The following is a 21,842-nucleotide window of genomic DNA, read 5'->3' on the forward strand; positions in this document are numbered from 1 at the left end:
GAGTCATCAACATTGTGATGAAAAAGAATAAAAATAATGGCTATAATGGCACGATAAAAATGCAAAATGAGCATGGTTATTACAACAACCCTTCTGCCGGAGCCTCATTCAATTTCAGACAAAACAAATGGTCCGGAAATTCTAACTTCAGAACGGGAACCTGGACTGAGAGACAAAAATATTCTTTATCCAATGGTGATCCAACGTTTAGAAATGAATCTTATGGTTTCAATAATGATCCTAATACAAATTTCAGCGGAGGATTCAATCTTGATTATGAGATTAATAAAAAACAAAGTCTTGGATTTTCTTATAATATGAGATATAATAAGAGTTTCAACTCTGTTTTAGATATCACCAACTGGCAGAATGGTATTTTAACAAACAGGACAATTAATAATGAGGATGCACAAACAAGAAATCATTCTTTTAATTTAAACTATGAAATAAAAACTGATTCTTTGGGCAGCAAGCTGACTTCTAATGCTTCTTATTTGTGGTTCAACAGAGATAAAGTAAGCTTCAATGAAAGTTTCCCTTTGACAAATGATACCATTAATAAATATTCTGCACTGCATCAATCTGTACCTCAAATCATCAATAACTACGCAGCTAATATCGATTATCTGAAAAAAACGGCTAAGGGGGCAACATGGTTAATGGGAATCAGTTACAATCATACAAATACTGATAATGATACAAAGCAGGATAAACTTGTAAAGGGCGAATTTGTCATTGATCCTAATCAAACCAACCACTTTATCTACAAGGAAAATATTTTGGGACTTTACATCAACTATGAAAGAAAACTGACTGAGAAGTTATCCGGAAAAATCGGAGCTCGTTATGAAATGACCAGAAGCACCGGAGATATTGTAGATAAAACAGGATTTGAAAGAAACTACAACAATCTCCTTCCTTATCTGAATTTAAATTATGCCATCAATTCTGATCATAATCTTAGCTATACTTTCTCCAGCAGAATCAGAAGACCTAGATTTTGGGAATTAAATCCATCAAGAACTTATTTTACCCCGACTAATTACACTCAGAACAACCCATTTATTTTAGCCGCCAAATATTATAATCAGGAACTGAATTATATGTACAAGAATGCATTCTATGCTAATCTAAGTTTTACGATGGTAGAGGATGCTATGGCTACGGATCTGATTCCGTTGCAAGGAACAGTAACTGCTCCTAAGAAAGATGGTGATGGTAATATTATTCATGATATTAAGGGTAATCCAATTATGGAAACCACCAAGTTTCTAAGATATATAAGAACCAATTATGGAAAGAGCAGAGAACTTGGTTTAACTCTTGGGATGAACAAATCCTGGTTCAAAGACATCTGGACAACAAATTATTCTGTCAATCTAGGATATATAAGTTTCAAAGGTGCTGTACTGGAGGACCCTACTTCGATGCCTGTTCCGGGAGAGACCGAAGTTATTGATCCCTACATCATTGATGTTAAAAATTATAATATGTCTGCTACTTTTAATAATATAATTCGACTTTCTTCCAAAAAAGACTGGTTTCTGGGTGTCAATTATTTCTTCGCCAGTAAAACTGCAATGGAAGCCGGTACAATAGGAGTAAGACAAAGTTTCGACATCAGTCTTAAAAAAATTATCGGTGACTGGACTATTGTAGCAGAGGTAAATGATTTATTTAATCAAAGTTATTATCGGGTTGAAGGGGTACAACCTAACGGAAGCTACAATAATATTACCAATTTCTATTATCCAAGATTATTGAATATAGGAGTTACCTACAACTTCGGGAATCAGAAACTGAAAAAAGCAAGGGAAATAAAATCAGCGAATGATGCTGTAAAATCAAGAACCTAATAACTATAAAAAACTTATAGCATTTAACCACTCTAAAAAGAACAAACATGAAACGTATAATATTGTCTCTCGTATTATTATCCGGAACTTTAGCCTTAGCTCAGGAAAAGAAATCCGACACGACAAAAACAAAAAGTATAGAAGGGGTTACCATTACCAAACAAGTCTTTAAAAAACAAAGTGACCGTTTTGTATATGATGTTGCCGCATCTCCAGTTGCAAAAGGAAATACAACTTTTGACCTTTTAAAACAAACTCCATTATTATCTTCAACAGATGATAAAACATTGAAAATTGCAGGAAAAAACAATGCAGTCATCTACATCAATGGAAGAAAAACGAATATGGATGCTGAATCTCTCGCCCAGTTCCTGAAAAATACACCTGCTGAAAATATTCAGAAAATTGAAGTCATCACGGTTCCCGGAAGTGAATATCAAGTGGAATCTTCGGATGGAATCATCAATATTATTTTAAAGAAAAAAATGAGTGATGGTCTTAGCGGTAATATGAGGTTTTCGAATACTCAAAATAAATATAATGCAAGCCAGGCCAGTTTCTCTGCCAATTATAGAAAAGATAAGCTTGGAATCAGTGCCAACCTTAGTGGAGGTGAGAGTATTTTTGCACAAACTTATACGTTAAAAAATGGGAACGATAGAGCTTTCAATGTTTCTACAGGAGAAATTGATAATCCCAATAAAAATATCGGAGGTTATCTGAATATCGATTATCAATTAACAGACAACAGTAATCTGGCATTGTCCTGGAATACCTGGGCCAACAAAGGTTATAATTCAACCGCAGACTTGTTCAATACGATTACTGATGAAAGCGTTACAACTTATAGCTGGTCTAAAAATAAAAAGAATACGAGATCTTACAACAACTCAGTAAATTTGAACTATGAGTTAAAAACAGATTCTTTGGGAAGCAAATTAAATGTAAATGCGGCTTATTTGAACTACAGAAAATTCCAATTTATTGACAACCAAAACTACATTTCAAATGTAAACGGGGAAATAGGGAAAAGAACTTCACAAGTATTTCAGGACTTACCTCAGCTTATCAACAATTTTTCCGGAATGGTGGATTATATCCAGAAATTTAAAAATGATCTGACGATTTCAGTAGGGGGAAATTATAACAAAACAAAAACAGACAACGATACTAAAAATGACACCTACATTTTCGGATCGAAACCATCATTCACATCTGCTCCAAATCATTTTATATATGATGAGAATATATATGGTTTTTATGCCACTGCCGAAAAGAAATTTTCGGATAAGTTTTCCGGAAAAATAGGCGCGAGATATGAGATAACGAATAGCCTGGGAACTTCCGATAATGCTCCTACCGTTGAACTTCAGAGAATAAAAAGGAATTATAATAACTTCCTGCCATACGCAAGTTTCAACTACGCCATTAATGATAAAAATAATATCTCTTATTCTTTTTCAAGCAGAATGATGAGACCTACTTTCTGGCAGATCAATCCGGTAAAGAGTATTCTGACCAGCAACAATTATACACAGAATAATCCATTTGTGAAGGCATCTTCAATGTACAATCAGGAACTAACGTATATGTATAAAAATTCTTACTTTCTGATTTTGAATCATACTTATTTTAAGGATGTTATTACTCAAGTTCCTTTGCAAGGGTATCCTGTTTCTCCTGATGGCACGACAAAAACGGTGAATGAATTAAGATACATCAGTACCAATTTTGGAAATAAGCAGGAAATGTCTGCAATGGTAGGGATTCAAAAATCATTGTTTAAACAATATTGGACAACAAACTTTAATATCGGTTTTCAGCATAATATCAACAATGGAAGTCTGGGAGTGGATCCGACTACAGGAGATAGGTTTAAAAATGAGAATGGTGATTTTGTTGAATATATAAATAATCGAAAATCTACAAGTCTTTTGATCCAAACCAATAATACCATCCGCCTTGATAAAAACAAAACATGGTTCCTCGGTGTTAATTTTTTCTACATAGACAAACAACAGGTTGATTTAGGGTTGATAAAAAGTTTAGCAAGCTTAGACCTTAGCATAAAGAAAAATTGGAACGACTGGACTTTTGCACTAAATCTAAATGATGTTTTAAAAACAAATATCGTGGAGATAGAAGATTATCAATCGAATGGCAACTACAATTATATACACCAAAACTCACATCCGAGAAGTATTGCCGTAAGTCTTACTTATAATTTTGGAAACCAGAAAGTGAAAAAAGTAAGAGATATTGAAGGGGCTTCAGATGCCATCAAAAGCAGAACAAAATAAGGATTATCATTCTTCATATTCAATCAAATTATTTTTTATCAAACCTGTTGATTTGTCAATGGGTTTTTTATCTTTAATACTATGAAAAAAATGACCTTTTTTTTTGTATTTATCTGCCTTCTCTTGACAAGTTGTAAAGAGAAAAAAATCAACCTGGGTCAAAATGCAAACTTTACTCTAGAAGAAAACATTTCCTATGGTATTCATCCGGAGCAGGTCATGGATCTTTATATTCCACAGAAAAACCCAAATGGAAAAAAAGAGGTTTTTATGATTATTCATGGAGGTGGATGGCGTGCCGGAAATAAATCACAACTCACTTTCTTTACGCTTTCCCTGATGAAAAAGTTTCCCAGTCATATTTTTGTGAACATCAATTACAGGCTTGCCTCAGAAACAAATTATGCTTTACCCGACCAGATGTATGATATTAAAGATGTATCGGCTTTTTTAGAAAAAAAACTACATTATTCTCCTAAATTCATTTTGCTTGGCAACAGCGCCGGTGGGCATTTATCTATGCTATATGCTTATCAGTTTGATCCTTTGAAAAATGTCAAAGCTGTTATTAATATAGTCGGTCCAGCAGACCTTACGGATGCCAGTTTCAAAAGGTATCAGGATTACTCTTTCGTGGAAAGAAAGCTTGTAAATCCCCAAGCTCCTAAATCAGGAATCTCACGTATACATTTTGGTAATCCTGTCCAATGGATAAAGAAATCTTCCCCTCCCACCCTTTCTTATTACGGGAAGACTGATCGTGTTATTCCTTCCACACAAGCAAAAATCCTTGACTCTGCACTTACCCAAAATAATGTCATACATGAAACTTATACCTTCAATGGAGGTCACCTGGATTGGGATAAAGAACCCAACAATATATTTCTGATTGATAAAGTTGAAACATTTCTAAAACGGGTTGATAAAAAATAACACACTCTGACAACTCAAAGTGTGTTACAAAAAATATTTTATTTTATTTATTCAGACTTAACAATATCCGTTCTTTCTGACATTCCGTTAGCATTGAAGGCCTCAATCTGAAAATAATAAGCGTCTGTTCTGTCTGCACCGGTAAAGAAGTATTCATTTTTTCCATAAACCATAATACTTCCGTATAATTTCTCCGGTGATTTTCCCCAATAGATTACATAGCCATCTGCTTCAGGATTCTGTTGCCATTTCATCCAAATGCTTCTTCTTTCACCATATTTTTTAGGATCAGCTCTTAATGGGACAAAGCCTTCTACTTTCTTAGGCTTCTCTCCTGCTCCTTTTCCAAATACTCTGAAACCACTCAATGCAAATTTTCCGGTAGGCATTTTCAGGTTTTCCATTTTAAGGAATCTTGCTGTCGCAGGTTTTTCAAGTTCAATATAGTCATGAGGGACATCTTTTGTGTTCTTGCTTTTATCAACAATCACCTTCCATTTTTTACCATCATCTGAACCGAATATCTTATACTGGTGCATTTTTCCTAAGGTTTTTCCCATGAACTCGGCATCCTGATCTGCATAATTGATCTGAATGGCATTGATTGTTGAGACCTCTCCAAGGTCCGTTTGAAACCACTCGCCTGAGTTTCCGGTCTTTGCACTCCAGTAGGTTTTAATATCTTCGTCTACAGCAAAATTAGACTGATAACTTCCTAATGTAGAGGAAACCTGAACGGGCTTATTATAATTCAGCAACATCCATCCGGCAAAAAGACCTTTTGTAAAATCTTTTCCTTGGGCATATTGTGGAAGATAAGTAGGATAATCTCCGTATGCTGTATTACAATACATCACATCATCTTTATCAAACCCGGCCGGCCAGATCCCAAGTCTCCTTTCAAAATTATTTTTAGTGGAAATAAAAATGGTTGAAATATGCCACCAATTTTTGTAATTATCTTCAAAAGTGGCTCCATGTCCCGCTCCTCTTGCAAATCCTCCCGGCTTATAAGAAAACGGATTGTGCTGCTGATATTCGAAGCCTTCTAAAGGACTTTTACTAACGTATACTCCGTCCGAATATCCACTAAACTCTGTAGCCGGAGCACCATATTGCATATAATATTTACCGTTATGTTTCGTCATCCAGGCTCCTTCAACAAAAGGCTGAAGAAAAACATTATCATTATATTCTCCAAATCTTTCCCAGCCATGATCTTCCGGTTTCAGCCTAAGGATAGGTTTTACGAAACCTTCTGACTGGAGGGTTTTCATCTTCACTTCGGTTCCTAATAACGGCCATTCATTACTGGATCCCCAATAGAGATAGAGTTTATTTTTATCTTCATCATAATGAAATGCCGGATCCCAGGCTCCTACCTTTAAAGTGTCTACCGCAATCTTCCAATCATCTTTGGTAGGATCTGTACTTTTCCAGATGGGAAAATCCTGTTCCCAGGTAGAACCAAAAACATAAAGGGTATCTTTCATTGCCCAAACTGCCGGAGCATTGAGATCGTGAATATATTTTTTATCCCGGAGAAACTTTCTTTTTACAAATTTCCAGTCCAGCATATCATCACTGTACCAATATCCTTCCTGGTTGGTAGAAAAAAGAAAAAGCTTATTTTTAAAATTTACAATTACCGGATCAGCTGTAGCACGGTGTTTTCCTTGTTTAGAAAAGATCTCAAAGGGAGTGTAACCATAATCAATATTAATGGGATTACAGAACGTCTTCTGTTGCCCTCCTACTAATATTCCCAGGAACATTATCCATAATAAAAAGTATTGCCGCATCTTCATATTTTTTACATTAAAGGCAAAGTTACTTAACTTTTTTCTGTTTCTTTATGTGAATACCATATAGAAATCTTTTAAACCCTTAATGAAAAAAAAATCTGACCCTGTTTCCAAAGTCAGAAGAATATATATGATAATGATTTAATTATTTTTTGGGCAGGAAAACCTCAGCAAGCATGCATCTTGCACTTCCTCCACCATTAACTTCAATCGTATTAAGATCTGAATAAATAATCTCACAGTATTTCTCAATAGCTGCTACTTGTTCAGGGGTTAAAGATTGATATGCTGTCTGGCTCATAACAAGAAATTTCTCTCCATTATTATTCTGAACCTGAAGCATATTACCGGCAAACTGCTGCATCTGTTCTTCAGAAATCTCAATAATTTCTTTCCCCGAACTTTTGATTGTTTCAACAACCTTTTCTCTTTCAAGTTCGTCATCAATACAATCAAGACATATTACTACGAATTTGTCGGCTACACACATCATAACATTGGTATGATAGATAGGAAGCCTCTCTGTACCCACCGTCTGATAAGAATGGAATACAACCGGAGTAAAACCATATTTTGTACAGAATTCTCTGAATAATTTCTCATCCAGTCTCAAAGAAACTGAACCGTAAGCGATCTTATTATCATGATCGAAAATCATGCTTCCAGTACCTTCAAGGAAATGCCCCTGAGTTTCGGAAAAAGACCAGTCATCAATTTCAGCAACTTCAAAACCCTGGTTCTCGATGCTTTCAATAATATCTTCTCTTCTCTCTACTCTTCTGTTTGAGGCGAACATCGGATATAAAACGACTTTCCCGTCTTTATGGAAGCTTACCCAGTTATTGGGAAAAATAGAATCCGGAGTATGTGGATCCAGTGTATCTTTTATAGTAATAACATTGATTCCTTTACCTCGTAATTTTCCAACAAAAGTGTTGAATTCGGCCAAAGCTTTTGACTGAATATCGGAACCTGTTTGTTCTACCTGAAAATAATTGTTTTCCGCAGTTTCTGCGTTGTAACCGAATGCAATCGGTTCTATCATTAATACTGTATCTGTTGTTTGCATTTCTTTTAAGTTTGAGGGTGTTAGTCTATGAGGGTTTGAGAATTGTCAGTATGCTTTATCAATTCTTCTATTCGATATCTAATGAAGAAAATGAACACCATTTTTCTGACTGATTAATCATATTCACTAACATCCCTATTATTTGGTTATACTGATTATGCAAATTGTTAAATTGCTCTTTATTTATATAGTTACAAGCATTGGCAAACTGACACCAGGTTTGTGTTTCCCTTGCCTCACCTTCAGAGTCTGTAAGTTTAGCGATAAAAGATTTTTCATATCTCCTTTTTCCCCAAGCTTCACTTACATTAGCTGTTACAGATCTTGATGATCTACGTATCTGGTCTGTAAGAGAATAGAGTTCTTCTTTTGGGAAAGTCTTCGAGAGCTCGTAAATTTGCTGTGCAACCTCAAAAGATTTTTGATACACTTTTAGATCCTGATGAAATTTAATCGTTGACATAATTATTTATTTAAGATTAAAAAATCGCACTAAAACTCTCTCACTCTAAAACTCTCCTACCCTACTCAACTACTCTCTCACAAGTGGCATTGTAGAGCATCTCAACAATCCTCCCATCTTAGAAATTTCTCTGTAAGGGATTTCTTCTACGGTCATTCCCCATTCATTTCTCAAGTGGTCGTTCATTCTGGTGAATGCCTTATCTGAAACCACTACATCCGGAGAAATTGAAAAAATATTCGGGAACATTTCAAACATTTCATCATCATTGATGTGGAAACAGTTTTCTTCACCAAAAATATCGATGATTAAACGATAGTCGCTTTCATCCACAAATCCGTTTTTATAAATAATACATTTATCTTCTCCTATCGGATTAAAGGTACAATCTAAATGCAAGATTCCTTCAAACGGAATTTTATCGTTTTTCTTCAGTTCAAGATCTATGATTCTTTTCTTTGGAAAATATTCTTTTAATATTTCAATAGCGTACTCGTTGGTTCTCGCTGTTTTATAATTTCTGTAATCTTCACTAAAGCATGTTCCGATAAAAAGAAAATCATTCCATACAATGACATCTCCTCCTTCTATGTGTGCTGTTTCCGGAAGATTGATAATTTTTCTCCAAGCTACTTTTTCAAAAACACTTTTATATGCTTCCTGCTCATCCGCTCTGTCTGCGATTACATTTGAAATAATCATTTTATCATCAATAACAAAAGCTACATCTCTCGAAAAAACCTGATTATAATCTTCAATAATGCTTGGGCGCAGTACTTCAACGCCATACTTTTTTAAAACTGCTTCAAAAGCGTTCATTTCATTGATAACATCCTCTTCTTTAGGATAAATGTTGTGTTCGATTGAGTAATATGACTTAGCGTCATAACTTTCCTCTAGCGTGGGAACCGGCCCCAGCGAATTAGGCTGGCCTAAAACTACTGACTTCAGCCTTCCCGTTTCGTTTTTAATGTTTAGTCTCATAAAGATTTATGCAATACTACAAATATAAGTAAAGGTCTCTACCTATAAAACTTTTGCATTATTTTATCTATGAAATTTAGTTCCATCACTGAACACTCTACAGCAAAATTTCCCTTCTATCGGATCAATTGCAGATACCGCTTGTGAAAATATCTACAACCTACTATATTTCATCTACATAAAAACAAAAAAACAGATATTATTATAATTTAATTTCCTATATTAGTGATATAATTTTGCAAGATTATAAAAAATTAAAATTCAACTATTAACATCAAAACAACAAAATCATGAACAAGAACAATCCAGTGTTAAAACATGCACAAAAATTAGGAAGAGACCAACAAAAAACAGTAGTAGGCGGAATAGGAATCTCAGCAGGCAAAAGATGTTGCGAATGGGATCCGTCCGGAAAATGTCTTATCTATACTTGTGATAGATGTGTTTGTCCATAAAGATATTATAACCTGCTTTTTCAAGCAGGTTTTATTTTACCTCATCTTTCATCTCAACATAATATCTCTTATATTGATGTTACAGCTGATTAGTATTCTCTAAAAGCAATAACCCACACATGAATTATCTATTAATTCTTATTTATTTTTAAAATAAATTCATATATTAGTGATATAATTTTAAAAAAATTACAATCAAAACTTAACTATTAACATCAAAAACAACAAAATCATGAACAAGAACAAGCCGGTGCTTAAAAACGCACAAAAATTAAGGAGAGATCAACAAAAATCAATTAACGGAGGAGGCATAAACAGACCGCCCGATTACTGCTGCGAGTGGAATGAAGATGGTAGCTGCAGAATCTGGACATGCGGAGACTGCGTTTGCCCATAAAAATATTCAACCTGCTTTTTTAAGCAGGTTTTATTTTTTCAGATTTCCATTACGAAAACAATGTATTCTACTTTATTTTCAGTATAATTTCCTTTTTCAATTAAATAAATCACACAAAAAACAAGACATCACATAATAATTTTCGTTATCATTTTACAAAAAAAAGTTAACATAATAAATTTATTCCTATATTAGGGATATAATTTTCGCGAAATTATAAATCAGAACAATTTATTATTAACACACCAAAAACAAAATTATGAACACAAAAAAAGCAGTGCTAAAGAATGCACAAAAACTAGGTAGAGATCAACAAAAAGCAATCAAAGGAGGAGGAAATTCCTCACGGTACTGTTGCGAATGGGTTAATGGTCACTGTACACAGTGGGAAGATAATGAAGAAAGTTGCCCGGAAGTTTACTCTGAAGAAGAGGAGTAATAAAATTTTGGCCGTAAAAAAAGTAAAATAAGATTAAAATTTATAAGTAAGCCTGCTTTTTTAAGTAGGTTTTCTTTTATCTGATTCTGTTTTCTTCATCAGTCTTTTGGATTTCCTTCACCTGAAATTTTGAGTTCCCGAAATTATAGCTCGCCGAAATAAATAGTTTACTGCTATCCCACCAATGGGTAAAGCGATTATCCATGATTTGTTTATGCCTAAACTCCAAACTTTGGTCATAAGAATCAAAAATATTATTGTAGCCGATTTTTGTGTTCAGTTTATTTTTCAGCCAGGATTTCTGAACTGAAAGATCTACTGCATAACGAGGTTTAATGATATAAAGGCTATTCCCGGTTTGAGATTCATAATTGGCAAATAGATTAACAGTATATCCTTTCGGTAATGAGAAAGTCTGATTTAATCTGATTTCATAATTGTATATACCCAATGTAAATACCTCACCGAGGTACGGTCTGAATTCATAGTTATAGTATCCGGCAAATTGAGTAGTTATATTCCACCATCGGGTAAGTTTTATCGGAAAGCTTGTTTCAAGACTCGCAAATTTTCTGTAAGGGAGATTTGTTCCAAGATATTCCAATACATTTGTTTCCGGATTATACAGAGGATATCTGGTCATTACATCTTTTTCTTTTCCGATGGTAAAGCTTGTAATCCAGCTTTTGTAACGATAGGTTAGTTTGATCTGACTGGTAAAAGAAGGTAGTAGATAGGGATTTCCAATCCAATAATTCAATGGACTGAAATAAAACCGAAATGGATTAAGCTGTGAGAAAACCGGTCTGGTTATTCTCCTACTGTATGAAAGTGATAACTCACTAGATTTATTGAAAGCATAGTTTGCACTGAAAGACGGTAACCATTCGAGGTAATTTCTGGTAACAACTGAATCCACAGTAATTGCATTCGAAATACTATTCGTATTTTCAAGTCTCATCCCTGCATTAATTTGCAATAGGCTAAACTTTTGTCTGTAAGCCAAGTAGCCTGCCCATATTTTTTCTTTATAAGAATATAAATTACTTCTTGCAGGATCAAATATAAACTGATTACCCACCGACAATGTATCATACCTGATATTGTTATGAGTATCTGAATGACTATATTTAATTCCTGCCTCAATATCCGCATTTCCAATTTTCTGAGAAATATCGATCTGAGCTGTATAAATATCAATTTTATTAACGAGATCAGATCTCCAATGGGATAAAAGATCATTTGTAGCAATATCTCTATTGATAAAATCATCCTTCTGGTTATTTCTAACACCAAGATAGTTACCAAGAAAATTGAATGTAAAGGTCTTGCCTTGGAAAGAATACTCTGTTGTTATTCCATAATTATCCTGTTTATAATGGGTAGGACTTTCATTTGCTGTATTAAAAACCAATTGAGATTCACTTTTATCTGTCGTATATAAAGATCCGGTGCGGAAACGATCATTCGCACGAAAATTACTTCTTACATTTATCCCGAATCTATTTTTATCATTCAATTTGAAATCAGCTCCTGCCTGAATATTATACACCTTTCCCGCATCTTCCTGGTAAGTATTTGTTCTCATAACATTAGTGTTAGCCAATCGTTGTAAAGCGTGATAACGATAAGTAGAAATACCATCATTATACCCCATTTGCAGAGTATAAACTACTTTCTCTGTATTATGAGAAAGATTTAAAGCATTTTCTCTGTAATTAAATTTATTGGCATATATAACGCCGGTATAGCTACCTCTCCAACCGATATTGGTATTCTCTTTTAATTTAATATCAATAATACCTTTAAATTCTGCATCATATTTTGAAGAAGGGTTGGTATTCACCTCTATAGATTCCACCATTTCAGGAGATAGGGATCTTAAATAGGATTGTAATTCCTGACTGCTCATCACGATAGGTTTTCCGTTAATAAAAATGGCAGGAGTAATTCTTCCTCCTATAAAAATACCATCTTCCTGATCGATAGTAACCCCCGGAGTCTTTCTCAATACTTCAAGAAGATTCGTGGATGTTCTAAAATTCTTATTCCCGGAAACTGTCATGACCACATTACCTTCATTCATTTTTATACTCCGCTGTACAGATTGAATAATAACTTCTGAAATATTTGTTGTAGCAGGTTTTAATCCTTTTAAAGAATCTGACACTTGTGCTGTTTCTTGTGCTTTTCCAAAAATGGTCAGAAATAACAGAAATAACAAGAACCATAATTTGATCATCATAATTTTATATTTTATGAGACCAAAAGTATTGGCTTAGAATAAAAATGAGGTTTTGAAATGTAAATTCCGCAGTACGAAATTATAAATTTGAACTCTGAAACTCTGGTTCAATAACGGTTTGCGATTGTTTATACAAAAGCGGAGTTGTGTTTTTAATTTTCTTAAATGTTGAAAAGAAGGTAGATTTAGAATTGAATCCTACTTCATATCCAATCTCTTCAATTTTTAAATAGGATCCGCTTTCAATCTTTTCACAAGCTTCATCAATTCTGTATTCATTAATATAGGTGGCAAAACTTTTACCTAGGTTATCATTCAATAGCTGGGAAAGCTGATGTGCTGGCATATTCATTCTGGAAGCCAAATCGCCTAGTTTCAAATTAGGATTTTTATACAACTCTTCCGAGATCATTAATCTTTCCAATTTTAAAGAAAAACTATCGGCCTGCTCTCCGGAAATTTTCTTATTGGAATATTTATTAGGTTCTTTTGTTGATATCTGATGATACTTTTTGTTGAATAAAATGAGAAAGTTGATATACAATACAAATGAAAATACAAGACTTCCCCCTGCACAATAAATCTGTATCCAACCTGTAGAAATCAACTGATATGTCAAAAAGATAATTACATTACTGAATAGGACCGGAAAGACAAATGGACTGGAGCTTTTGCTATTCTGTTTTGAAAAAATATAAAATTGATAAACAGACAGAATGATAAATATTGACCAAACCGTATAAATAAAAGTTCCGAAATAATGATTCCAAGTAACGGGAAAAACTAAATAAAGTAAACCAACAGCTCCTAAAATAAGCGTTAATATTCCGAACCATTTACGACAGCTTTTTAAATCGAACATCTCCTGTTGAAAGGAAGATTTTATATAATAGTATAAAGCAGGTCCTACAAAAAATAAGCCCGAAAGCCCCATATGCGGAATAATTCTTGGCCAATCCGGATAAAAATAAATACATACGGAAATGCCAACTCTTATACTCAACATCAATAAAAGCAGTCCAAGGAAAAAATCCGGAAGGTATTTCAGTTTTTTAACAAACAACAGGTAAATCCCCAATAAAAGCCCATTGAAAGCTCCTACTGCACTAAAGAAAAATAACATCTGTTGTCCGAAAGTCATGGTGTATTTATTTTAGTTTTAACAAAAATCTTGTAAGCAAGGTCTATTTCTTCATTATAAGAGAAATTTTAATAGGTTTCACCAATAAACATTGACTATTTGATTAAAATTCCATCAGAGTAAATTTACTAAATTATTGAATTGAATTTCAAATAGATAAACATTTTTTAGATTTTGGCTAAAGCCAGTGGTTTTTTTTCTTTATCCGTTAACGGGCTATCCTTCGCTACGCTCAGGATCCGTTCCTATTGATATTAATTTATCAAGGTATTAAATTAATCTCACGCAGATTTTTCAGATCTCCCAGATGTTTGTGGATAACTCATTCGTATTGTATAAATTGGTGTTATTTGTGAAGAGCATTAGTGAAATTTGTGTTTAAAGTCTCCCACAGATGGCACAGATTTTCACAGATGCTGAATTTATTTTTCAGAAGCAGCCAACATACAATTGCTTTCATAAATTCCAGGGCTAATCTCATTACCTATTATTCATTACTTATTACTCATATCCTAGCCCCATAGAAACGGTTACCCCGCAGCAGGGGTTGGAGAGTATAGGCGCGAGGAGTATGAGTGGATAGCGGGAACCAGCTCCTCATATAAAAACAAAAAATCCCAAAGCAAGCCTTGGGATTTTGATATGGTATAAGCAAATATTATCTGCTTGCGATATCGATATAGTTTCTTTGTTGAGCACCTTGGTAAACCTGTCTTGGTCTTCCGATTGGGTCTCCTTTTAATCTCATTTCTTTCCACTGAGAGATCCATCCCGGCAATCTTCCTAAAGCGAACATTACAGTGAACATTTCTGTAGGAATTCCTAATGCTCTGTAGATGATACCTGAATAGAAGTCTACGTTTGGATATAGTTTTCTTTCTACGAAGTATTCGTCCTCAAGTGCTACTCTTTCTAACTGCATTGCAATGTCTAGAGCTTTATCCTGGATACCTAATGCCTTAAGGATATCATCAGCAGCTTTTTTGATAATTTTCGCTCTTGGGTCGAAGTTTTTGTAAACTCTGTGTCCGAATCCCATTAGACGGAAGCTATCTCCTTTATCTTTAGCTTTAGCAACATATTTAGATACGTCACCACCGTCTTTTTCGATAAGCTCAAGCATTTCGATTACCGCCTGGTTAGCACCACCGTGAAGTGGTCCCCAAAGTGCAGATACCCCAGCAGAGATAGAAGCGAAAAGACCTGTGTGAGCAGAACCTACCATTCTTACTGTAGAAGTAGAACAGTTTTGCTCGTGGTCAGCGTGAAGGATTAATAATTTATCTAATGCATTTACAACTACCGGATCGATTTCGAAATCTGCGTTTGGTAATCTGAATGCCATTTTGTAGAAGTTCTCTACGTAGTTTAGGTTGTTATCACCGTGGTTTAATGGTAAACCTTGAGTTTTTCTGTAAGTCCAAGCACAAAGGTGAGAGAATTTAGCGATCATTAGCTCAGCAGCATGATCCATTTCTTCTTTAGAGTTTACATTAACGGCTTTTGGGTTGAAAGCTGTCAAAGCAGACGTTAGAGAAGATAAAACTCCCATAGGGTGAGCAGAACGAGGAAAAACATCAATGATCTTTTTCATCTCATCTGCAATGAAGTTATATTTTTTAATGTTGTTGTCGAAAGAAGTAAACTGATCCTGAGTAGGTAATTCTCCATGTAATAAAAGATACATTACTTCTGTGAAGTTAGATTTCTCAGCGATTTGCTCGATTGGATAACCTCTGTAGAATAATTCTCCTTTATCTCCGTCTAAGTAAGTGATGTCGCTAATAGTAGCTCCTGTATTTTTGTAACCTAAATCCAGAGTGATTAAACCTGTCTGGTCTCTTAATTTTGAAATATCAATCCCTCTGTCTCCGATAGTACTATCCACGATTGGATATTCATATGAATTACCGTCGTAATTCAATATTACTTTGTTGTCTGACATTATTTATTTATTTTTTTTAAATATACCACTTTCCATAAAATACGGCAAACAAAAATTATCGCTTGCCGTTATTTATAAATTCGATTATCTTTTAATTTTGAATGCTTCTAAACCTGGGAAAATTGCAGTTTCACCAAGAGCTTCTTCAATTCTCAACAATTGGTTGTATTTTGCCATTCTGTCTGATCTTGAAGCTGAACCAGTTTTGATCTGTCCGCAGTTCATTGCTACTGCTAAATCAGCAATGGTAGAATCTTCAGTTTCTCCTGATCTGTGTGACATTACTGAAGTGAACTTATTGTTCTGAGCCATCTGTACTGCTGCCATTGTTTCAGAAAGGGAACCAATCTGGTTTACTTTTACAAGGATTGAGTTCGCAATTCCTTCTTTTACTCCTCTTGATAATCTGTCAACGTTTGTTACAAATAAATCATCACCTACCAACTGTACTCTGTCACCAATTTTATCAGTTAACATTTTCCATCCTTCCCAGTCATCTTCCTGCATACCGTCTTCGATAGAAATGATCGGATATTTGTTAGCTAATTCAGCAAGGTAAGAAACCTGTTCTTCTCTAGATCTGTGAGCCCCTTTGTCTCCTTCGAATTTTCTGTAATCGTAAGTTCCGTCTTTGTAGAATTCTGAAGCAGCACAGTCTAATGCCAACATAATATCATCACCTGGCTTATATCCTGCTTTTTCGATCGCCTGAAGTAAAGTATCCAAAGCATCTTCAGTTCCATTGAACGTTGGAGCAAAACCACCCTCATCTCCTACTGCAGTAGAAAGACCTCTTCCTTTAAGGATTGATTTAAGGTTATGGAAAATTTCAGTTCCTTTTCTTAATGCGTGAGAGAAAGAATCTGCTTTTACCGGCATAATCATGAATTCCTGGAATGCGATAGGTGCATCTGAGTGAGATCCACCGTTGATTACGTTCATCATTGGAACAGGAAGCGTATTAGCATTTACTCCTCCTACATATTTATAAAGCGGCATACCCAATTCTGCAGCTGCAGCTCTTGCTACTGCCAAAGAAACTCCAAGGATAGCATTAGCACCTAGATTTCCTTTGTTAGGTGTACCATCAAGATCAATCATGATCTGGTCGATATAGTTTTGTTCAAAAACCGGCTGACCTACTAAATTTTCTGCAATTACTTCTTTTACATTTTCAACAGCTTTCAAAACTCCTTTTCCCTGGTATTCTGAACCTCCGTCACGTAATTCTACGGCTTCGTGCTCTCCTGTAGATGCTCCGGAAGGAACAGCTGCACGCCCCATCGCACCGTTTTCTGTAAATACATCCACTTCAATGGTAGGATTACCTCTGGAATCTAAAATTTGTCTTGCTTCTATGTAAGAAATTGCACTCATTTTTTATTTTTTTTAGTTTATACAAATTTAATCAAAATTTAACTTTTAGGGGTATTTCAGCTGATCTTTTTGAAATAATTCGAAGTTAAATTTTAGTTAATGTAAAAGCGATCATCATGTCGTTATAATCTCCATAAATAAAAGGACCTCATTATTTAATAAGCTCATCTAAAACAGGATGATCAATACTATGGATTGAATTTTTATTTTCATAAAGTTGCTCCAGGATCTGGATCTTGTTTTTTCCTTTTTTCAACCAGACACCCGGAACATATAAAGTAAGTTGTGGCCCTACTTTACTCCAATATCGGCCTATGTTTTTACCATTGATGAAAACAATCCCTTTTCCAAACTCTTTCATATCTAAAAATGTATCTCCGGTTTCACTGAGATTGAATTCTGCTTCTTGAATTACAGGGGAATGATAGGGAATATCTTTTCGTGTATAAATATGTGTTGGAAATTGGTCGAAAGGTAAAGGATACATCTCCCAGTTTCCCGAAATTTCAGATCCATTTATTGTTACAGGGCTAATAATCCCTTTCAAATTGTGAACAATCTCTGATCCGTAATTGATCCGCCCCATATTTTCCACCAAAATATCCAATCGATCTCCTGTTTTAATATCAAGGTCAAGATTATATTTTTTGTTGACCCTGTTCAATTCTCCTTTCCAAATTCCATTAACATATATATTACCATAATCTCTTAATCCTTTTATTTCAAGCACTCCTTTTTGGTCTTTATCAAATTTTCTTCTGTACAAAACATAGCCATGTCCAATATTGAGATCTTCAAACGTCAATGGTTGATTATTTATCATTGGGTTTTGCTGATCGATAATATCAAATAGGCTGTTTATTTTTGAGAATTTAATTTCCGGAATCGTTATAATATTGATCGGTTTTGGAACCTCAGGAAGCTTTTCTGCGTGTACTTTTTGAAAGACATCTCTTAACGCCTTATATTTTGAAGTAGCCTGCCCGGACTCACTAATCGGAGCATCATAATCATAGCTTGTAAGATCCGGCTGAATATCGTGGTTTTTATCATAATTGGCCCCACTTGTAAATCCAAAATTGGTTCCGCCATGAATCATATAATAATTAAAAGAAACTCCATTTCGTAAATATAATTCTGTTTGTTTTACGACATCATCCGTGGAAACCTTTACAAATGGTTCGGCCCAATGATCCAGCCATCCCGGATAATATTCCGCTACCATATAAGGGCCTTTTCCTCCGTTATACTCATTGATACTTTTCTTTAAAACATCGATATCACTTTCGCCATTTGCTGTGGGTAAAGCACCATCAATGGACCCTCCCTTAAAAAGTGAGCTGCCATCTGATGTAAATAGTGGAACTGAAATCCCGGCTTTCAAAAGCATATCTTTTATTTTATGGCTATATTTTCTATGTTCCTCCAGAGGAATATCTTTTCTTTGTGCCACATACGAACCAAATTCATTTTCTGCCTGAACCATAATTATTGGCCCTCCATGATTAATTTGTAATGGTACAATTTGTTTTGCCAGTTGACTTATATATTTCTCACATTCTTCCAAAAAGGCTTTATTATCTCTTCTTATTTCCAGGTTTTTATTCTTTTGCAACCACCATGGATATCCGCCAAATTCCCATTCTGCACAAACATATGGTCCTGGACGAATAATCACATACAGTCCTACTTCCTGAGCTGTTTTTATAAATTTTTTCAAATCCTTTTCTCCTGAGAAGTTCCATTTTCCGGGAGCTTCTTCATGGTAATTCCAAAAGACATAGGTAGTAACGGTATTTAATCCCATAGCTTTCATCATTTGCAATCGCTGTTTCCAATATTCCGATGGAACTCTTGGATAATGCATTTCTCCGGAATAGATGGTAAAAGGTTGGGCATTTAATAAAAAATGACCATTTTTGATTTGAAAGTTTCCTTTCTGAGAAAACATCAAATTACAGGAGGAAATAAAAAGTATTATGTACAAATATTTGCTGAGATTTTTCATATTGTAAGGCATGATTTTTGTAAAATTAAAGAATAAAAATTATATTGAATATCAAATAAAATAATCATGAAAAAAGGTCTCTTAGTACTTGGTACGATACTTACATTATCTGTGATCAGCTGTAAAAAAACTGAAAGCGGAAATACAGGTATTATAAAAACAGACAGCTCAGAAACAGTTGTCACAAATAATAACGGAAAAATTGATTCTGCAACTGAGAGTTCTTCTATAGTAGATGTCAATGGTAAACGATATGAAAAAACAGATTTCGTTTATAAGGCAACAGATGGTACATTGGTAAAAGTAGTTTTCAAAAATGATCCTAAAGAAAGTACGGTGGCCATTACCAGCAATAAAAAGACCTTTACATTACCCAAAGCGGAAACTAAAGGAGACGAAACAGTCTATAAGAAGGATGATATGACTGCAAGAGTAAAAGGTGATAGTCTACATCTTGAACAAGGTGATAATATCATTGAATTGAAAAGAACTAAAATCTAGAAATATGAGACCACCCGTTTTGGGTGGTTTTTTGTAAATAACAATAGCTGATTATTTATTCCGCTGATTTTGTTAATAAGAAAAAGATACTCCTTAAGTAAAACTTTCTGGTATTTGAAATGCATTCTTTCATGGTTATCAAGAAAGCCGTTGTTCAAAACCATGATGAGTTAAATCAAAATAATCTTAACATATTACTTTTACAATAATATAGGAAAATATACTTAAGGAAATTGTAATTAAAGTTTCATGCGGCCTAACCTCCATTCTAATCAGCATAGTCAATCCATCATTTTATTTCACATAATAGATCAGAAAAACTCATAAACCTTCGTTTCTATAACCCGGTTACTATGATCAGCAATAACAATAGTCGGTTGATGTTCATCTGCTTCATTTTGATCAAAATAAGCAAAGCTCAAAACATGAATGATATCTCCCTTATTAAAAAGCTTTGAAGCGGCACCGTTTACTGTCACTTCGTCTTCGCTTTTATTTTGTACCGCATAGGTGATAATACGATTTCCGTTGGTTTTGTTATTAACGTAAACAAGTTCAAAATGCTTAATCCCTGCCGCTTCTATTAAAGCCTTAGGAAGAGAAATACTTCCGGGATATTCTAAGCTACTCTCAGTAACAACAAGTTGTTGAATTTTAGATTTTAGAATTTGTAATAACATGATGTTTATTTTTTATAAGACTAATTTGAAAACCAAATCCGCAAGATTCTTTCATTAATCATTTTTGACGATTTAAAATTTTCAGTAATGTCAATTTAATTTTAAGTCAATTTCAATTGTTTTCACAACAATGTGACTATTATTAATTCAAAAATAAAAAGGAAACTTAACATAATTATAAAATCTATTTGTATTTTTATTGCGATTATATGCAAATAAATGTAATAAAACACAATTATTTGCACATAACAACACAAGGAATTAAAATTTATAACCTAAAACTATGATAAAATTCAAATTATTAGAAGCCCGGAAAAGGAGAAAGTATACCCAGGAATATATGGCTGCGGCATTATATATGGACATATCTAATTATAGCAGACGAGAAAATGGGCAAATTAAGATCAACCGTAAAGAATGGCAGAGGCTAGCTGAAGTGCTGACAATACCTCTCGAACAAATCTATGAATCGGATGACGAAGGCTTTTTAAAGGATCAAACAATGGATAACCATACCTTTGGCAACAATAGCAGCCAAAATATTTCAGAACTTCAGAAGTCTATTGAAAAACTTGTGTTGGAAATGGATAAATTAAAAGAAGAAATACATCATCTGAAATCCCGGAATAGATATTAAGCAATAGTAGCTAAGAAGTTATCTAATCATAAAAAAACCATCCGAAATTCGGATGGTTTTCAATTTATATCTGAATGAATATTATTCTTCAGTTTTTTCTTCAGTAGTGTCAGCTTTAGCTTCTTCTACTTTCTCTTCTACTGCAGGAGCTTCAGCAACTACAGCTTCAGCTTTTTTAGGTGCAGCAGTTGATCTTCTGCTTCTTCTTGTAGCTTTTTTCTCTTCAGCATTAGGGTTGTAAAGCTCGTTGAAATCTACTAATTCGATAAGAGCAGTATCAGCAGCATCACCTGGTCTGAATCCTGTCTTGATGATTCTTGTATAACCACCGTTTCTTTCAGCGATTTTAGGAGCTACAGTTCTGAATAATTCAGCAACCGCAAATTTATTTTGAAGGTAAGAGAATACTACTCTTCTGTTGTGTGTAGTATCTTCTTTTGCTTTTGTTAATAGAGGCTCAACATATACTCTTAAAGCCTTAGCTTTAGCAACAGTAGTGTTGATTCTTTTATGCTCAATTAGAGAACAAGCCATATTAGAAAGTAAAGCACTTCTGTGAGAAGCTGTTCTTCCTAAGTGATTGAATTTTTTACCGTGTCTCATTATT

The 21,842-nt window shown here is 34.3% G+C and carries 18 protein-coding genes; 7 read left to right on the top strand and 11 right to left on the bottom strand.

What is annotated here, in order from left to right:
* From CW752_RS03575 to CW752_RS03585, 3 genes are all read left to right on the top strand, one after another.
* Positions 1-1,856: outer membrane beta-barrel family protein (locus CW752_RS03575; RefSeq protein ID WP_101238424.1), on the top strand; the 1,856-nt coding region annotated here is incomplete at its 5' end.
* Positions 1,857-1,903: 47 nt separating this feature from the next.
* Entirely contained in the window at positions 1,904-4,156 is a 2,253-nt protein-coding gene (locus CW752_RS03580) for an outer membrane beta-barrel family protein (protein WP_101238425.1), read from the top strand.
* A 90-nt stretch (positions 4,157-4,246) separates the two neighbouring features.
* Entirely contained in the window at positions 4,247-5,089 is an 843-nt protein-coding gene (locus CW752_RS03585; protein ID WP_228401605.1) for an alpha/beta hydrolase, read from the top strand.
* 47 nt (positions 5,090-5,136) lie between these two features.
* Here CW752_RS03585 and CW752_RS03590 read toward each other — a convergent pair whose 3' ends face one another.
* From CW752_RS03590 to CW752_RS03605, 4 genes are all read right to left on the bottom strand, one after another.
* Positions 5,137-6,891, bottom strand: coding sequence for a discoidin domain-containing protein (locus CW752_RS03590; RefSeq protein WP_101238427.1), 1,755 nt, complete (start codon positions 6,889-6,891; stop codon positions 5,137-5,139).
* 148 nt (positions 6,892-7,039) lie between these two features.
* On the bottom strand, positions 7,040-7,963 hold the full coding sequence (gene ctlX, locus CW752_RS03595) for a citrulline utilization hydrolase CtlX (protein ID WP_101238428.1): 924 nt from the start codon (positions 7,961-7,963) through the stop codon (positions 7,040-7,042).
* Between the two features lie 67 nt (positions 7,964-8,030).
* Positions 8,031-8,426, bottom strand: a complete 396-nt coding sequence (locus tag CW752_RS03600) for a four helix bundle protein (RefSeq protein ID WP_101238429.1) — start codon at positions 8,424-8,426, stop codon at positions 8,031-8,033.
* Positions 8,427-8,495: 69 nt separating this feature from the next.
* Positions 8,496-9,410, bottom strand: a complete 915-nt coding sequence (locus tag CW752_RS03605) for a dimethylarginine dimethylaminohydrolase family protein (RefSeq protein ID WP_101238430.1) — start codon at positions 9,408-9,410, stop codon at positions 8,496-8,498.
* Between the two features lie 290 nt (positions 9,411-9,700).
* Between CW752_RS03605 and CW752_RS16830 the strand changes: the two genes are divergently transcribed.
* The gene (locus CW752_RS16830; RefSeq protein WP_185117564.1) at positions 9,701-9,865 is read left to right on the top strand and encodes a hypothetical protein; all 165 of its coding nucleotides are present in this window, start codon (positions 9,701-9,703) and stop codon (positions 9,863-9,865) included.
* A 656-nt stretch (positions 9,866-10,521) separates the two neighbouring features.
* Positions 10,522-10,701, top strand: coding sequence for a hypothetical protein (locus CW752_RS03610; protein WP_101238431.1), 180 nt, complete (start codon positions 10,522-10,524; stop codon positions 10,699-10,701).
* 76 nt (positions 10,702-10,777) lie between these two features.
* On the opposite strand, the gene CW752_RS03615 is transcribed toward CW752_RS03610, so the two are convergent.
* The 5 genes from CW752_RS03615 to CW752_RS03635 form a co-directional block, all read right to left on the bottom strand.
* Positions 10,778-12,946 (bottom strand): outer membrane beta-barrel family protein, encoded by a 2,169-nt coding sequence (locus tag CW752_RS03615; RefSeq protein WP_101238432.1) that lies wholly within the window; start codon positions 12,944-12,946, stop codon positions 10,778-10,780.
* A gap of 79 nt (positions 12,947-13,025) precedes the next feature.
* Complete coding sequence (locus CW752_RS03620) at positions 13,026-14,087, bottom strand: helix-turn-helix domain-containing protein (RefSeq protein WP_101238433.1); 1,062 nt, start codon at positions 14,085-14,087, stop codon at positions 13,026-13,028.
* A 658-nt stretch (positions 14,088-14,745) separates the two neighbouring features.
* Entirely contained in the window at positions 14,746-16,032 is a 1,287-nt protein-coding gene (locus tag CW752_RS03625) for a citrate synthase (protein ID WP_101238434.1), read from the bottom strand.
* 84 nt (positions 16,033-16,116) lie between these two features.
* The gene (gene eno, locus CW752_RS03630; RefSeq protein WP_101238435.1) at positions 16,117-17,409 is read right to left on the bottom strand and encodes a phosphopyruvate hydratase; all 1,293 of its coding nucleotides are present in this window, start codon (positions 17,407-17,409) and stop codon (positions 16,117-16,119) included.
* Between the two features lie 151 nt (positions 17,410-17,560).
* The gene (locus CW752_RS03635; RefSeq protein ID WP_101238446.1) at positions 17,561-19,417 is read right to left on the bottom strand and encodes a glycoside hydrolase family 35 protein; all 1,857 of its coding nucleotides are present in this window, start codon (positions 19,415-19,417) and stop codon (positions 17,561-17,563) included.
* A 66-nt stretch (positions 19,418-19,483) separates the two neighbouring features.
* Between CW752_RS03635 and CW752_RS03640 the strand changes: the two genes are divergently transcribed.
* Complete coding sequence (locus CW752_RS03640; RefSeq protein WP_101238436.1) at positions 19,484-19,918, top strand: hypothetical protein; 435 nt, start codon at positions 19,484-19,486, stop codon at positions 19,916-19,918.
* 311 nt (positions 19,919-20,229) lie between these two features.
* Here the strand turns inward: CW752_RS03640 and CW752_RS03645 are convergent, their stop codons facing one another.
* On the bottom strand, positions 20,230-20,598 hold the full coding sequence (locus tag CW752_RS03645) for an aspartate 1-decarboxylase (protein WP_101238437.1): 369 nt from the start codon (positions 20,596-20,598) through the stop codon (positions 20,230-20,232).
* Positions 20,599-20,881: 283 nt separating this feature from the next.
* Here CW752_RS03645 and CW752_RS03650 point away from each other — a divergent pair, with 283 nt between their 5' ends.
* Entirely contained in the window at positions 20,882-21,235 is a 354-nt protein-coding gene (locus CW752_RS03650; protein WP_101238438.1) for a helix-turn-helix domain-containing protein, read from the top strand.
* Positions 21,236-21,316: 81 nt separating this feature from the next.
* On the opposite strand, the gene rplQ is transcribed toward CW752_RS03650, so the two are convergent.
* Positions 21,317-21,838, bottom strand: a complete 522-nt coding sequence (gene rplQ, locus CW752_RS03655; RefSeq protein ID WP_027371704.1) for a 50S ribosomal protein L17 — start codon at positions 21,836-21,838, stop codon at positions 21,317-21,319.
* Positions 21,839-21,842: the final 4 nt, after the last annotated feature.

The sequence above is a fragment of the Chryseobacterium sp. PMSZPI genome (assembly GCF_002835665.1).
Classification (GTDB): domain Bacteria; phylum Bacteroidota; class Bacteroidia; order Flavobacteriales; family Weeksellaceae; genus Chryseobacterium.

What these genes read in the sequence shown, in the direction of transcription:
- CW752_RS03620 (WP_101238433.1), bottom strand. Translation starts at nt 14,087, where the DNA reads ATGACTTTCGGACAACAGATGTTATTTTTCTTTAGTGCAGTAGGAGCT.
- CW752_RS03605 (WP_101238430.1), bottom strand. Translation starts at nt 9,410, where the DNA reads ATGAGACTAAACATTAAAAACGAAACGGGAAGGCTGAAGTCAGTAGTT.
- CW752_RS03600 (WP_101238429.1), bottom strand. Translation starts at nt 8,426, where the DNA reads ATGTCAACGATTAAATTTCATCAGGATCTAAAAGTGTATCAAAAATCT.
- CW752_RS03635 (WP_101238446.1), bottom strand. Translation starts at nt 19,417, where the DNA reads ATGAAAAATCTCAGCAAATATTTGTACATAATACTTTTTATTTCCTCC.
- CW752_RS03625 (WP_101238434.1), bottom strand. Translation starts at nt 16,032, where the DNA reads ATGTCAGACAACAAAGTAATATTGAATTACGACGGTAATTCATATGAA.
- CW752_RS03590 (WP_101238427.1), bottom strand. Translation starts at nt 6,891, where the DNA reads ATGCGGCAATACTTTTTATTATGGATAATGTTCCTGGGAATATTAGTA.
- CW752_RS03615 (WP_101238432.1), bottom strand. Translation starts at nt 12,946, where the DNA reads ATGATGATCAAATTATGGTTCTTGTTATTTCTGTTATTTCTGACCATT.
- CW752_RS03610 (WP_101238431.1), top strand. Translation starts at nt 10,522, where the DNA reads ATGAACACAAAAAAAGCAGTGCTAAAGAATGCACAAAAACTAGGTAGA.
- CW752_RS03640 (WP_101238436.1), top strand. Translation starts at nt 19,484, where the DNA reads ATGAAAAAAGGTCTCTTAGTACTTGGTACGATACTTACATTATCTGTG.
- rplQ (WP_027371704.1), bottom strand. Translation starts at nt 21,838, where the DNA reads ATGAGACACGGTAAAAAATTCAATCACTTAGGAAGAACAGCTTCTCAC.
- CW752_RS16830 (WP_185117564.1), top strand. Translation starts at nt 9,701, where the DNA reads ATGAACAAGAACAATCCAGTGTTAAAACATGCACAAAAATTAGGAAGA.
- ctlX (WP_101238428.1), bottom strand. Translation starts at nt 7,963, where the DNA reads ATGCAAACAACAGATACAGTATTAATGATAGAACCGATTGCATTCGGT.
- CW752_RS03580 (WP_101238425.1), top strand. Translation starts at nt 1,904, where the DNA reads ATGAAACGTATAATATTGTCTCTCGTATTATTATCCGGAACTTTAGCC.
- CW752_RS03645 (WP_101238437.1), bottom strand. Translation starts at nt 20,598, where the DNA reads ATGTTATTACAAATTCTAAAATCTAAAATTCAACAACTTGTTGTTACT.
- CW752_RS03585 (WP_228401605.1), top strand. Translation starts at nt 4,247, where the DNA reads ATGACCTTTTTTTTTGTATTTATCTGCCTTCTCTTGACAAGTTGTAAA.
- eno (WP_101238435.1), bottom strand. Translation starts at nt 17,409, where the DNA reads ATGAGTGCAATTTCTTACATAGAAGCAAGACAAATTTTAGATTCCAGA.
- CW752_RS03650 (WP_101238438.1), top strand. Translation starts at nt 20,882, where the DNA reads ATGATAAAATTCAAATTATTAGAAGCCCGGAAAAGGAGAAAGTATACC.